Source organism: Streptomyces sp. CAI-85, assembly GCF_013363615.1.
Taxonomy (GTDB): Bacteria; Actinomycetota; Actinomycetes; order Streptomycetales; family Streptomycetaceae; genus Streptomyces; species Streptomyces antibioticus_B.
The window spans coordinates 1-12497 of record NZ_JAANNX010000098.1 but is presented as its reverse complement, the minus strand read 5'-3'; the positions used below and the strand labels follow the sequence as shown (position 1 = coordinate 12497).

The window sequence follows — 12497 nt, the reverse complement described above, 5'->3', positions numbered from 1 at the left end:
TCTCCGAGGCGAACGACGTCCTCGGTGACCCCAAGAAGCGCAAGGAGTACGACGACGCCCGCGCCCTCTTCGGCAACGGCGGGTTCCGCCCGGGTCCGGGCGCCGGCGGCGGCTCCTTCAACTTCGACCTGGGGGACCTCTTCGGAGGCAACCCCCAGGGCGGGGGAGCCGGCGGCTTCGGCGGCGGTATCGGCGACGTCTTCGGCGGCCTGTTCAACCGCGGCGGCGGGGGCACGACCCGTACCCAGCCCCGGCGCGGCCAGGACATCGACACCGAGGTCACCCTGACCTTCACCGAGGCCATCGAGGGCGCGACCGTCCCGCTGCGGATGTCCTCGCAGGCCCCGTGCAAGGCGTGCTCCGGCACCGGCGACAAGAACGGCACACCGCGTGTGTGCCCGACCTGCGTCGGCACCGGCCAGGTGGCCCGGGGCTCGGGGGGCGGTTTCTCCCTGACCGACCCGTGCCCCGACTGCAAGGGCCGCGGGCTGATCGCCGAGCACCCCTGCCTGGACTGCAAGGGCAGCGGCCGCGCCAAGTCCTCGCGCACCATGCAGGTCCGCATCCCGGCCGGGGTGACGGACGGGCAGCGCATCCGGCTGCGCGGCAAGGGCGCGCCGGGCGAGCGCGGCGGCCCGGCCGGCGATCTGTACGTCGTCGTCCATGTGGGCGCGCACCCGGTGTTCGGCCGCAAGGAGGACAACCTCACGGTGACCGTGCCGGTGACGTTCACCGAGGCGGCGCTCGGCGGGGAGATCAGGGTGCCCACCCTGGGCGGCCCGTCGCTCACCCTCAAGCTGCCGCCCGGCACCCCCAACGGCCGCACCATGCGGGCGCGGGGCAAGGGCGCGGTCCGCAAGGACGGCACCCGCGGCGACCTTCTGGTCACCGTGGAGGTGAGTGTCCCCAAGGACCTGACGGGGAAGGCTCGTGACGCGCTCGAGGCGTATCGCGAGGCGACCGCGGACGAGGATCCGAGGGCGGACCTGTTCGAGGCCGCGAAGGGAGCATAAGGATGGATGGCCGTCGACGCGGTGACACTTTTCGTGGGCCGTATGAACTGACCGAGGAGACCCCGGTCTACGTCATCTCGGTGGCGGCCCAGCTTTCCGGCCTGCACCCGCAGACGCTGCGCCAGTACGACCGCCTGGGGCTGGTCTCCCCCGACCGCACCGCCGGGCGGGGCCGCCGCTACTCGGCCCGTGACATCGAGCTGCTGCGCACCGTCCAGCAGTTGTCGCAGGACGAGGGCATCAACCTGGCCGGTATCAAGCGCATTATCGAGCTGGAGAACCAGGTCGCCGCGCTCCAGTCCCGGGTCGCCGAACTGGAGTCGGCCCTGGACGGCGCGGCGGCGGCCATGCAGCAGCGCGAGGCCGCGGTCCACGCCTCCTACCGCCGCGACCTGGTCCCGTACCAGGAGGTCCAGCAGACCAGCGCGCTGGTGGTGTGGCGCCCCAAGCGCCCGCAGTCCGACTGAGGCGATACACACACGGAAGAGGGGCCCGGAGAGATCTCCGGGCCCCTCTTCCGTGTGCTTCCCGCGGCGCGGAGAGTCCGTAAAGAGAAGTGCGTACCCTCTTCGCTCGGTCTCCATGCGTCTTCACATGCTAAGCGGAGTGTGATGTTGTCACTTCGTTAAGTAGTACGGCTTGACTGGTGGGGGCGCCGACGCGTTGTCTTTTCTGACACCTGGGTCAACATGTCGCACCCATGTCCGGAACGCACCTGAAGTGAGCCCCTGAATGCGTCGTATCGCCATAGCCGTGGTCGCCTCCACGATGACTCTCTCGCTCGCCGGGTGCGGCATGCTCGACGCCGGTTCGGACAGCGCGGACGCGACCCCGACCCGCAGCAACGACGTCACCATCGGCGTGCTCCTGCCGGAGAAGACGAACACCCGGTACGCGGAGTTCGACTACCCGATCATCAAGGAGAAGATCTCCGCGCTGACCGACGGCAAGGGCAAGACGGCGTACGCCAACGCCGCCAACAGCGCCAAGGTCCAGGACGAGCAGATGCAGAAGATGATCGACGACAAGGTCGACTGCATCCTGCTCGACGCGGTCGACTCGAAGAAGATCGCGGGGATGGTGCAGAAGGCCAAGGACGCGAACATCCCGGTCATCGCCTACGACCGTCTCGCGCAGGGCCCGATCGACGCGTACGTCTCCTTCGACAACGAGCTGGTCGGCGAGGTGCAGGGCCGTTCCCTCACCGAGGCGCTCGGCACCGCCGACACCAGCGACAAGATCGTCATGATCAACGGTTCGCCGACCGACCCGAACGCCGCGCAGTTCAAGGAGGGCGCGCTCAGCGAGCTGAGCGGCCGCGTGACCATCGCCGCGCAGTACGACACCGCCGACTGGAGCCCGGAGAAGGCCCAGGAGCACATGACCGAGGCGATCGGGAAGATCGGCAAGGACAACATCGCGGCCGTCTACTCCGCCAACGACACCATGGCCGGCGGCATCATCAAGGCGCTGGAGGCGGCCGGTCTGAGCGGCAGCAGCCTGCCGCCCATCACCGGCCAGGACGCCGAGCTGCCGGGCGTGCAGCGGATCGTCAGCGGCGAGCAGTACATGACGGTCTACAAGCCCTACCGCGCCGAGGCGGAGGCCGCCGCCGAGGCCGCCGTCGCCAAGGTCCAGGGCCGCGCCCTCCAGTTCGAGGCGCTGACCCGCGACAAGGTCGACAGCCCGACCCACAAGGACATCCCGGCGAAGCTGGTGCAGGTGGTCGCCCTGACGAAGAGCAACCTCAAGGACACCGTGATCGCCGACGGCGTCTTCACGGCGCAGGACATCTGCACCGAGAAGTACAAGTCGGCCTGCAACTCCCTCGGCCTGAAGTAGCCGCAGCACCCGTAGTACCCGCAGTCCTGAGGTCCCCGGTGGAGTTCACGCCACGCGCGTGAACTCCACCGTCACGTCCGGCGGCCCGCCGGCCACGCCCCGGTAGACGCCCTTGTGCGGGGTGACGTCGTCGTAGTCCCGCCCCCGGCCGACGACCACATGGGACTCGTCGGCGCGGGTGCGGTTGGTGGGGTCGTAGCCGTGCCAGTCGCCCGCCCAGTACTCGATCCAGGCATGGCTCTGTCCGGCCACCGGGCGGTGGAGTTCCGCGTCCCGCTCCGGGTGGAGATAGCCGGAGACATAGCGGGTGGGCAGGCCCAGACCGCGCAGCAGGGCGATGGTCAGGTGCGCGATGTCCTGGCAGACGCCGGCGCCCTGCTGCCACGCCTCCGCCGCCGAGGTGTTCACGCCGGTGGCGCCGGGGAGGTAGGTCACCCGGTCGGCGACCAGGGCGGACACGGCGACCGCCGCCCCGTGCGGATCGAGGCCCGCGGCCGCCCCGCGCGCCTTCTTCACCAGCTTCTTCGGGACCGTCGTACGGGCCGTCGGGGAGGCGAACTCCAGCAGCCGGGAGCCGGCCGTGCTCTCGGCCACCGCGGCCCAGTCCAGGGGCGGCGGCAGCGGTTCCGGCGGGGCCGTCTCCACCAGGCTGGAGGCCGTGATGGTGAGATCGGCGTGCGGGTCGATCAGCTCGAACGCGGTCACCTGGGTGCCCCAGTAGTCCCAGTACGACCAGGTGGTGGCCGCCGGGCGGACGGTCACCCGGGCGTCCAGCGTGGTCTGCCCCGGCAGGGTGAGCGGGGTCATCCGGACCTCGTTGTGCGAGGAGACGGCGGCCCGCGCGTACGAGACATGCGTGGTGTGCCGGATACGGAGCCTGCGGGTCGTGGCGGCGGCCATCGCGCTCACGTTCCTTCCCGGGCCCACACGACGGGCCCCTGGTACGGGAAGAACCGTTCCGCGACCGCTTCCGCCGAGGCCATGCAGGCGGTCTGGAGGTCCTTCAGGAGCGGCGGGAGCTGTTCTTCCAGGGCGTGGGTGTCGAGGTACTCCAGGCGGGTGCGCAGCCGGCCGATGGGACGGCGCGCCGGGTCCTGGCGGGGGCGGCCGAGAGCGGCCAGGCACTCCTCGGCCGTGGTCAGGGCGTGCAGCGCGGAGCGCGGGAAGTCCCGGTCCAGGAGCAGGAATTCGGCCACCCGCGGGGTGTCGCCGAAACCGCCGTACACGCGCGCGTACGCCTCGTCGGCGCCGGACGCGCTGAGCAGGGTCGGCCAGTCCGGCGCGTGCGCGGCGTCCAGGACCCGCACCGAGAGCAGCCGTACGGTCATGTCCACCCGCTCCAGGCTGCGCCCCAGCACCACGAACCGCCAACTGTCGTCGCGGCTCATGGTGGAGTCGGCGAGCCCGAAGAACAGGGCCGCCCTGCTGCGGACCAGCTCCAGATAGCCGTAGGGGCCGGTACGGCGGGCCGCGCGGCGCTGCTCGGCGAGCGCGTGCCAGGTGGCGTTCAGGCACTCCCACATGGCCGAGGAGACGGCCTCACGGGCGCTGCGGGCGTTGAGCCGGGCGGCCCCGAGGGCGCCCTCGATGGCGCCGGTGGAGCGGGCGTCGAAGGCGAGCTGGTCGAGGACCTGCTGCATGTCGACCGGGGCGGGCCCGGCGTCCATGCCGAGGATCGCGTACAGCGACCGGCAGGCCAGGTCCTCGTCGCGCCAGGGGTCCTCCAGCATCCGGTGGAGGTAGGCGTCGAGGATGCGCGCGGTGGCGTCGGCCCGTTCCACATAGCGGCCGGTCCAGGTCAGCGCCTCCGCGATACGGGAGAGGATCACGTCGTTCACTGCTGCCGCGCCCCTTCCGGTACGAGGGCGGGGGTGCCGTCGGGCCCGAGCTGGCGGGGGACGACGGACGGCGGCGGGCCGTCCCCGGCGGTGCGGGAGGGGCCCTCGACGGGGCCCTCGGCGAGCACCCAGGTGTCCTTGGAGCCGCCGCCCTGGCTGGAGTTGACGATCAGATTGCCCTCCTGGAGCGCGACCCGGGTGAGTCCGCCGGGCAGTACCCAGACGTTGTCGCCGTCGTTCACGGCGAACGGGCGCAGATCGATGTGTCGGGGCGCCATACGGTCGCCGGCCAGGGTCGGGGAGGTGGACAGGGCGACGGGCCGCTGCGCGATGAAGCCGCGCGGATCGGCGGCCACCGCCTTGCGGGTGCGCTCCAGGGTCCGCGCGTCGGCCTTCGGCCCGATGACGATGCCCTGGCCGCCGGCGCCGTCCACCGGTTTGACCACCAGCCGGTCGATCTGGTCGAGGACGGCTTCGAGCTGGCCGGGTTCGTCGGGCCGGTACGACTCGACATTGGGGAGAATCGGTTCCTCACGGAGGTAGTACCGGATCAGGTCCGGCACGTACGTGTAGAGCAGCTTGTCGTCCGCGATGCCGTTGCCCACCGCGTTGGCGAGGGTGACGTTCCCGGCCGTCGCCGCGCCCAGGATGCCCGGGCAGCCGATCACCGAGTCGGGCCGGAAGTGCAGCGGGTCGAGGAAGTCGTCGTCGAGCCGCCGGTAGACGACGTGCACCGGCACCTCGCCCCGGGTGGTGCGCATCCACACCCGGTTGCCGCGGCACACCAGGTCGTGGCCCTCGACGAGCTGGACGCCCATAAGCCGTGCCAGCAGGGCGTGTTCGAAGTAGGCGGCGTTGCCGGGTCCGGGGGTGAGGACCACCACCCGTGGATCGGCGGTCCGTTCGGGCGCCGCGGCCCGCAGCGCGGCCAGCAGCCGCTGCGCGTACCCGTCGACGGGCACGACGTGCTGTCCGTCGAAGAGCGACGGGAACACCCGGGTCATGGCCCGCCGGTTCTCGATCACGTACGACACCCCGCTGGGCACCCGCACGTTGTCCTCCAGGACCCGGAAGGCCCCGGCCTCGTCCCGCACCAGGTCGATCCCGGCCACATGGACCCGGACCCCGCCCGGCGGCTCGACCCCGTGGGCCGCCCGGTGGAAGTGCGGGGAGCCGAGCAGCAGCCGCCAGGGCACCACCCCGTCCTCGAAGGCCCGGCAGGGCCCGTAGGCGTCCGCGAGATACGCCTCCAGGGCCCGGACCCGCTGGCTCACCCCGCGTTGTACGAAATCCCACTCGACCGCGTCCAGGATCCGGGGGACGAGGTCCAGCGGCCAGGGCCGCTCCTCGCCCGCGAAGGCGTAGGTCACGCCGCGGTCGGTGAACGCACGGGCCATCTGGTCGGCCCGGAAGCGCAGTTCCCCAGGTTCGATCGGCTGGAGTGCGGCCAGCACCGGCTCATAGGCGGGCCTGACCACACCCGGCCGTTCGAACATCTCGTCCCACGCATCGGCCAGCGCGTACGCATCGAATATGTCCGCCATGAGGGGACGTTAGAGCCGGTACGTGACGCGGCGATCACTCGCCGGTTTCCGGGAGCGTACGCGCGAAGGCGGTGGGAGACTCCCGCCCGGCCGGGCTCCCCCGTCGCCCGGCCGGGACTCCGCGGGTGTCAGGCACCCGGGGGGAAGTGGGTTCCACGATGCACCGCGCGCGCGAGGCGCACCACCGTCAGCTTGTTGCAAGGGGAGGGGCGGAGGCCGGGAGAAACTCACGCATATGGAAGGTTTTCCACGGCCCTGGCCGGGGGAGCCGTGTTGCGGAGGCGGTCCGGGCCGCGCATAGTTGCGCTGCGAAGAGCCGTAGGAAGGGTGTCAGGCGGGGGTGGGATGGGCGATGGCCGGGCACGGGGCGGAGGACCATCCACACGGCGCCGACCGACTGTGCGAGGCCGGGGATCGCGTGTATTCCCGGGCCGTACGGCGGGGCAGGGTGCCGCGCGCCGACGCCGAACAGGTCCCCTGCCTGCTGGATCTCGCCCTGCTCCACCCGGACCCCGACGACATGGCCTGGCTGGTGCCGACCTCCCCGCAGGAGGTCATGACCCGGCTGCTGCACGGGCTCTACGACGAGATGAGCGCGGGACAGCGCCGTATGGGCTCGGCGGTCGCCGCCTTCGAGTGGTACGCCGGTCTCGGCGGCCCGGCCTCCGCACCGGCCGCCGGTGAGGGCGCGGCGATCCGGGTGCTGGACGGCGCCTCCCGGATCCAGGCGGCGCTGGACCGGGCCACGGAGGCGTGCACGACGGAGGTGCTGACCGTGCAGCCGGGCGGCATCCGGCGCGAGCACGAACTGTCGGAGGGGCTGCACCGCGCGCTGGAGCTGCGCGGCCGGGGTGTGCGGATGCGCGACCTCTACACCCATGTGGCCCGGCACGGTCAGGGTTTGCTGAACTACCTTGAGCTGATGGGCCCTTCGGTCGAGGCGCGCACCCTGGACGAGGTGATCGACCGGCTGATCCTCTTCGACCGCACGGTGGCCTTCATCCCCGCCAACAGCGACCGCACGATGGCCCTGGAGCTGCGTCACCCGGCGCTGATCGCCTATCTGGAGACCGTCTTCGAACGGCTGTGGCGGCTCGCGATCCCGCTGACCGCCGCGCTGCCCGACCCCAGGATCGAGGGCATCTCCCACCGGGAGCAGTCCATCGCGGCGCTGCTCGCCGAGGGCCACCAGGACGCGGTCATCGCCGAGCGGCTCGGCATCAGCGTGCGCACCTGCCGTGCCCATATCGCGCGGCTGTCGGAGACGCTGGGCGCGGCGAGCCGGACCCAACTGGGGGTGCGGATCGCGCAGGTGGGGCTGGACGGGCCGGTGGGGGAGGCGGCGTTGGGGGAGACGGCGGTGGGGGTGCCGCGGACCCGGTCCCGGTCCTCGTCCTAGCCCGGCTCGTCGGCCTGGCTGTTCTGGCCGTTGTCCTGGCCCTCCTGGCCCTCCTGGCCCTCCTGGCCCTCCCGGCCTTCCTGGTCGAGGATTCCCGAGCGGGCGATGAGGTAGCCGAGCTGGGCGCGGCTCACGCTGCCCAGGGTGGCGGCGAGTTTGGCGATGTGGACGCGCGCCGTACGGACGTTCATGCCGAGGCGGCCGGCGATCACTGCGTCGGTGTGGCCCTCGACCAGCAGGGCCGCGATGGACTGCTGACGGGGTGTCACGCCGTTCAGGGTGGGCCGGCGGACCGCCTCCGGGTGCATCGGCGTGGCCAGGCTCCAGAGCCGGTCGAAGGTGGTGGCGAAGTAGGTCAGCAGCGCCGGGTGACGGACCTCCAGGGCGAGCCTGCCGTCCTCGCCGGCCGGGATGAAGGCGACCGTGCGGTCGATCATGATCAGCCGGTCGGTGACCTCGTCCAGGGTGCGCGCCTGGACGTCGCCGCGCAGTTGCTCGTAGCGGGCGACGGTCATCGGCTGGTGGCGCTGGGTGTGCTGGTAGAGGGTGCGGATCCGGCAGCCCCGGTCCAGCAGGGCCTGGTCCCGGTCCATGGCGACGCCCTGGGCGGTCTCGCCGCGCGGGCCGCGGGAGTGGGTGCTGGGCTGGATGCAGAGGACCTCGCGGGCGGCGTCCATGGTCGCGGCGGTGATGGCCCGGTTGATGGGCTCCGTGCCGCTGAGGATGCGCAGGGTGGGCGCCTCCTGCGCGGGAGCCGCGGGGCCCTGGGCGAGCCGCATCAGCGGGGCGAACAGCTCCGACAGCCGTTCCTCGCGGCGGCGTTCGTCGGCGATCCGGGCCTCGGAGACGCGCAGCAGCCGGTGCAGGGCCACCACGGGGGCGATGGGCTCCAGCCGGTCGAGGTCGTCGAGGGCCGGGTGCAGCAGTCCCAGATCCAGCAGACAGGGGGCCGGTCTCGCCTCCCCCGCGGGGAGCCGGCCCTCGCGCAGGGCCCGCCGGTACAGCTCGGCGCCCGTGGCGCACAGATCGTCCACGCCGTGCTCCGGATGCGGCACGGTCACCGTCACGTTCCCCCTCTGTCCTGTCGGTTCTACTGGTCCTGCTGCTCCCGGTCCAGGATCCCCGACTGGGCTATGAGAAAGCCGAGTTGGGCCCGGCTGCCGCTGCCGAGGGCGGCGGCGAGCTTGGCGATGTGGGCACGGCAGGTGCGGACGTTCATCCCCAGGCGGCGGGCGATGGCCTCGTCCACATGGCCCTCGACCAGCAGTTTCGCGATCGACATCTGGACTCCGCTGATGCCGTCGATGGGGGGAGCGTACGGCGTCTCCTCCAACAGCGGGACGGCACGCGCCCATTGCTGCTCGAACACCTTGACCAGGTAGTCGACCAGCCCGGGGTGGCGCAGCTCCAGCGCGATCTTGCGGTCGTCCCGGGCCGGGATGAAGGCCACCGTGCGGTCGAACACCATGAGGCGCTCGATGAGTTCCTCCAGGGTGCGGATCTCGACGTTGCCGTGGCTCATGCGCTCCGCGTAGGCGAGCGTGCCCTGGCTGTGGCGGGCCGTGTGCTGGTACAGGGTGCGCATGGTGATGCCGCGTGCGATGACGTGCTGGCCGAGTTTGACGGCCTCGTTGAGCGCGTTCTCGCTGCGCCCGCCCCCGGGTTGGACGGTCAGGATCTCCGACCGGCATTCGGCGGTGGCCAGTTCGATGGCCGCGTTGATCCGGCTGAACCCCTCGAGCACCGTGATGGCGTGGGTGTTGGGCTTGCCCTGCGCGCTGATGGCCATGAACGGCTCGAAGGCGTCGGACAGTTCGTTGGCGAGGTGCCGGCGCTCCTGTATCTCGCGCTCCAGCGGGTGCAGCCGCTGGGCGAGGGCGGCCACGGGGGGGACGGGGAGCAGCCAGTTCGGGTCGTCGGGGTCGGGGTGCAACAGGGCGAACTCCACCAGACACGGCGCGGGGTCCACTTCGGTGCGAGTGATGCGTCCGAGGCGCAAAGCGTCGGCATACAGGCGTTTTCCGTCGGCGCACAGGTCTTCCAGCCCATGGAGATGTGCCCCTTTTGTATGGTTATTCGTCAAATCTCCACCCCCCAGGGTCCTGAACATGCAGGAACATGATGCACCGCTTCTGTGGCTTTGACGTGCCTGGATGAGCCATTGTCTTGAGGGCGGGGGAGAAGACTTGGGAAGTGAGGACGAAGCCAACATGCGCAAGAGAATGCTTCGCTCGGTGCTTGCCGTGGCCTTCTCGGCAGGGTTGGTCTTCGGCGCGATCGGACTTCAGGACCTCTGGTGGGACAGCGTGCCCGCCGGCGCGGGTACCACCGACACGCAGGCGGCACCGCCCGACCTGCACTGGGACGTGATCGTGGCGGGCGCGGGCTCATGACGAATCCTCCGGACGACCGTTCCTTCCGACGCGAGATGGCCACGGCCTACCGCTCCGGCTGGCACTTCATCGACCTGGTCACCGCCATCCCCCACAGCGGTGACTCGCTGATGGTGACCGTGTTCGGAGAGCCGGTCGTCGTCACACGGGACGAGGACGACGACGTCCGGGCCTACCGGTGTCTGCGACGGCCCCGGGGGGCGCCGCAGCCCGTCCGGTGCGCCATCCGGTACGGAATGATCTTTGTGAATCTCGACCAGCGGGACCACCAGTTGGCGGAGCCGGCCCCCGCGGCCGTGCCCCGCACCATCTCAGCCACCCCCCGCAGTGCCTGACGCGATTCCCCCGTCGTAACAGATCGCTCAGGTGCTTCCCCCCGCAGCGGCGTCACCGTGACCTGAACACGGTGACGCCGCTGTTATTTGTGGCGACATTTCGGGGTATCGGCGGGCCGTGGAACTGGCCGGAAAAAGCTGTCGTGCGCTCAGCCTCGTCCGAGCGTCCGCGTCACCTCGATCTCGACGGCCACCCGGGTCGGGTTCACCCGGGGCTGCCGGCCGTAGCGCTCCGCGTAGCGGCGTTCGGCCTCGGCGATCCGGTCGGGTTCCGTGCGGACCCGGGCCCGGCCCTCCAGGGTGGCCCAGCGCCGGCCGTCGACCTGGCAGACGGCGACCAGGGCGCCGTCCGGGCCCGCCGCCAGGATGTTGCGCACCTTCTTGCTGCCGCCGTCCGCGATCACCCGGGCCACTCCGCTCTCCGGGTCGTACGTCACTCCGACCGGAACCACGTGCGGGCCGCCCTCCGGGCGTGGTGTCGTCAGGGTGCACACATGACGTTCACGCCAGAAGGCGAGATAGGCGGTGGGGTCGGGAAGGGATCCGGGTTCCATGGGCCCGGAATCTAGCCCCCGGCGAGCCTCCCGCCGAAGCTTGAGCGGAACGGACTCAACTTTGTGTACGCTTATGGAGTCAGTCTGAGTCGGTGACGGGAGCGGCTGACGCACGGACCCCGAGGCCCCAAGGAGGAGACAGCGAACGTGGACGCCGAGCTGACCAACCGGAGCCGGGACGCGATCAACGCGGCCGGCAGTCGCGCCGTATCGGCGGGAAACCCCGACCTCACCCCCGCCCACCTGCTGCTCTCCCTGCTGGAGGGCCAGGACAACGAGAACATCGTCGACCTGCTGGCCGCCGCCGGGGCCGACCAGGCCGCCGTGCGCGCCGGTGCCGAGCGGGTGCTGGCCGGGCTGCCCAGCGTGGCCGGGTCCACCGTCGCGCCGCCGCAGCCCAACCGGGAGCTGCTCGCCGTCATCGCGGACGCGCAGCAGCGGGCCCGGGACCTCGGCGACGAGTACCTCTCCACCGAGCACCTGCTGATCGGCATCGCCGCCAAGGGCGGCCAGGCCGGTGAGGTGCTCGCCCGCCAGGGCGCGGACGCGAAGACGCTCCAGGAGGCGTTCCGCACCGCGCGCGGCGCCCGCCGGGTCACCACCCCCGACCCCGAGGGCCAGTACAAGGCGCTGGAGAAGTTCGGCACCGACTTCACCGCCGCCGCCCGCGAGGGCAAGCTCGACCCGGTCATCGGCCGTGACCAGGAGATCCGCCGGGTCGTCCAGGTCCTCTCCCGGCGCACCAAGAACAACCCCGTGCTGATCGGCGAGCCCGGCGTCGGCAAGACCGCCGTGGTCGAGGGCCTCGCCCAGCGGATCGTGAAGGGGGACGTGCCGGAGTCCCTCAAGAACAAGCGGCTGGTCGCCCTCGACCTCGGCGCGATGGTGGCGGGCGCCAAGTACCGGGGCGAGTTCGAGGAGCGGCTGAAGACCGTCCTGGCCGAGATCAAGGACTCCGACGGGCAGATCATCACCTTCATCGACGAGCTGCACACCGTCGTCGGCGCGGGCGCCGGCGGCGACTCCGCGATGGACGCGGGCAACATGCTGAAGCCGATGCTCGCCCGCGGTGAGCTGCGCATGGTCGGCGCCACCACGCTGGACGAGTACCGCGAGCGGATCGAGAAGGACCCGGCGCTGGAGCGGCGCTTCCAGCAGGTGCTGGTCGCCGAGCCGAGCGTCGAGGACACCATCGCCATCCTGCGCGGGCTCAAGGGGCGTTACGAGGCCCACCACAAGGTGCAGATCGCGGACGCCGCGCTGGTCGCCGCCGCCACCCTCTCCGACCGGTACATCACCTCCCGCTTCCTGCCCGACAAGGCCATCGACCTGGTGGACGAGGCGGCCTCCCGGCTCCGGATGGAGATCGACTCGTCCCCGGTCGAGATCGACGAACTCCAGCGCTCCGTCGACCGGTTGAGGATGGAGGAGCTGGCGCTCGCCAAGGAGACCGACGCGGCCTCCCGCGAGCGGCTGGAGAAGCTGCGCCGCGACCTCGCCGACAAGGAGGAGGAGCTGCGCGGTCTCAACGCCCGCTGGGAGAAGGAGAAGCAGTCCCTCAACCGGGTCGGCGAGCTGA

Annotated in this window: 13 protein-coding genes; 7 read left to right on the top strand and 6 right to left on the bottom strand. The window is 71.3% G+C overall.

Going from position 1 to position 12497, the window contains the following annotated elements; genetic code table 11:
• The 3 genes from dnaJ to G6W55_RS35555 form a co-directional block, all read left to right on the top strand.
• Positions 1-1013, top strand: a 1013-nt coding sequence (dnaJ, locus tag G6W55_RS35565) for a molecular chaperone DnaJ (RefSeq protein WP_175524769.1), incomplete at its 5' end; no start/stop codon positions are given.
• A 2-nt stretch (positions 1014-1015) separates the two neighbouring features.
• The gene (locus tag G6W55_RS35560; RefSeq protein WP_085212244.1) at positions 1016-1480 is read left to right on the top strand and encodes a heat shock protein transcriptional repressor HspR; all 465 of its coding nucleotides are present in this window, start codon (positions 1016-1018) and stop codon (positions 1478-1480) included.
• Positions 1481-1745: 265 nt separating this feature from the next.
• Positions 1746-2855 carry a sugar ABC transporter substrate-binding protein gene (locus tag G6W55_RS35555; RefSeq protein ID WP_175524768.1) on the top strand — a complete coding sequence of 370 codons (1110 nt, stop codon included), beginning with the start codon at positions 1746-1748 and terminating at the stop codon, positions 2853-2855.
• Between the two features lie 45 nt (positions 2856-2900).
• On the opposite strand, the gene G6W55_RS35550 is transcribed toward G6W55_RS35555, so the two are convergent.
• From G6W55_RS35550 to G6W55_RS35540, 3 genes are read right to left on the bottom strand one after another with little or no spacing between them, the layout of a single operon-like run.
• Positions 2901-3755: a transglutaminase family protein gene (locus tag G6W55_RS35550; RefSeq protein ID WP_175524767.1), complete on the bottom strand. Its 855-nt coding sequence runs from the start codon at positions 3753-3755 to the stop codon at positions 2901-2903.
• A 5-nt stretch (positions 3756-3760) separates the two neighbouring features.
• Positions 3761-4693 (bottom strand): alpha-E domain-containing protein, encoded by a 933-nt coding sequence (locus G6W55_RS35545; RefSeq protein ID WP_175524766.1) that lies wholly within the window; start codon positions 4691-4693, stop codon positions 3761-3763.
• Positions 4690-6237: a circularly permuted type 2 ATP-grasp protein gene (locus G6W55_RS35540; protein WP_175524765.1), complete on the bottom strand. Its 1548-nt coding sequence runs from the start codon at positions 6235-6237 to the stop codon at positions 4690-4692. Before G6W55_RS35540 ends, G6W55_RS35545 begins: the two co-directional genes overlap by 4 nt.
• Positions 6238-6589: 352 nt before the next feature.
• On the opposite strand from G6W55_RS35540, the gene G6W55_RS35535 reads away from it, so the two are divergent.
• Positions 6590-7636, top strand: a complete 1047-nt coding sequence (locus tag G6W55_RS35535; RefSeq protein WP_175524764.1) for a helix-turn-helix transcriptional regulator — start codon at positions 6590-6592, stop codon at positions 7634-7636.
• On the opposite strand, the gene G6W55_RS35530 is transcribed toward G6W55_RS35535, so the two are convergent.
• Entirely contained in the window at positions 7633-8697 is a 1065-nt protein-coding gene (locus G6W55_RS35530) for a helix-turn-helix transcriptional regulator (RefSeq protein ID WP_309243878.1), read from the bottom strand. The genes G6W55_RS35535 and G6W55_RS35530 overlap by 4 nt on opposite strands.
• A gap of 29 nt (positions 8698-8726) precedes the next feature.
• Positions 8727-9746, bottom strand: a complete 1020-nt coding sequence (locus tag G6W55_RS35525) for a hypothetical protein (RefSeq protein WP_037874738.1) — start codon at positions 9744-9746, stop codon at positions 8727-8729.
• Positions 9747-9822: 76 nt separating this feature from the next.
• On the opposite strand from G6W55_RS35525, the gene G6W55_RS35520 reads away from it, so the two are divergent.
• Both G6W55_RS35520 and G6W55_RS35515 read left to right on the top strand, forming a co-directional pair.
• Positions 9823-10029 carry a hypothetical protein gene (locus tag G6W55_RS35520; RefSeq protein WP_143662333.1) on the top strand — a complete coding sequence of 69 codons (207 nt, stop codon included), beginning with the start codon at positions 9823-9825 and terminating at the stop codon, positions 10027-10029.
• The gene (locus tag G6W55_RS35515; protein WP_175524763.1) at positions 10026-10364 is read left to right on the top strand and encodes a hypothetical protein; all 339 of its coding nucleotides are present in this window, start codon (positions 10026-10028) and stop codon (positions 10362-10364) included. The genes G6W55_RS35520 and G6W55_RS35515 overlap by 4 nt, the downstream gene beginning before the upstream one ends.
• A gap of 149 nt (positions 10365-10513) precedes the next feature.
• On the opposite strand, the gene G6W55_RS35510 is transcribed toward G6W55_RS35515, so the two are convergent.
• A complete protein-coding gene (locus G6W55_RS35510) occupies positions 10514-10918 on the bottom strand; it encodes a pyridoxamine 5'-phosphate oxidase family protein (RefSeq protein ID WP_175524762.1) in 405 nt (134 codons plus the stop codon).
• Positions 10919-11065: 147 nt separating this feature from the next.
• Here G6W55_RS35510 and G6W55_RS35505 point away from each other — a divergent pair.
• On the top strand, positions 11066-12497 hold a 1432-nt coding region (locus G6W55_RS35505; RefSeq protein ID WP_175524761.1), incomplete at its 3' end, for a Clp protease N-terminal domain-containing protein.

Coding starts and splice junctions, on each gene's coding strand:
- G6W55_RS35555 (WP_175524768.1), top strand. CDS start 1,746: ATGCGTCGTATCGCCATAGCCGTGGTCGCCTCCACGATGACTCTCTCG.
- G6W55_RS35515 (WP_175524763.1), top strand. CDS start 10,026: ATGACGAATCCTCCGGACGACCGTTCCTTCCGACGCGAGATGGCCACG.
- G6W55_RS35525 (WP_037874738.1), bottom strand. CDS start 9,746: ATGTTCAGGACCCTGGGGGGTGGAGATTTGACGAATAACCATACAAAA.
- G6W55_RS35560 (WP_085212244.1), top strand. CDS start 1,016: ATGGATGGCCGTCGACGCGGTGACACTTTTCGTGGGCCGTATGAACTG.
- G6W55_RS35535 (WP_175524764.1), top strand. CDS start 6,590: ATGGCCGGGCACGGGGCGGAGGACCATCCACACGGCGCCGACCGACTG.
- G6W55_RS35550 (WP_175524767.1), bottom strand. CDS start 3,755: ATGGCCGCCGCCACGACCCGCAGGCTCCGTATCCGGCACACCACGCAT.
- G6W55_RS35510 (WP_175524762.1), bottom strand. CDS start 10,918: ATGGAACCCGGATCCCTTCCCGACCCCACCGCCTATCTCGCCTTCTGG.
- G6W55_RS35540 (WP_175524765.1), bottom strand. CDS start 6,237: ATGGCGGACATATTCGATGCGTACGCGCTGGCCGATGCGTGGGACGAG.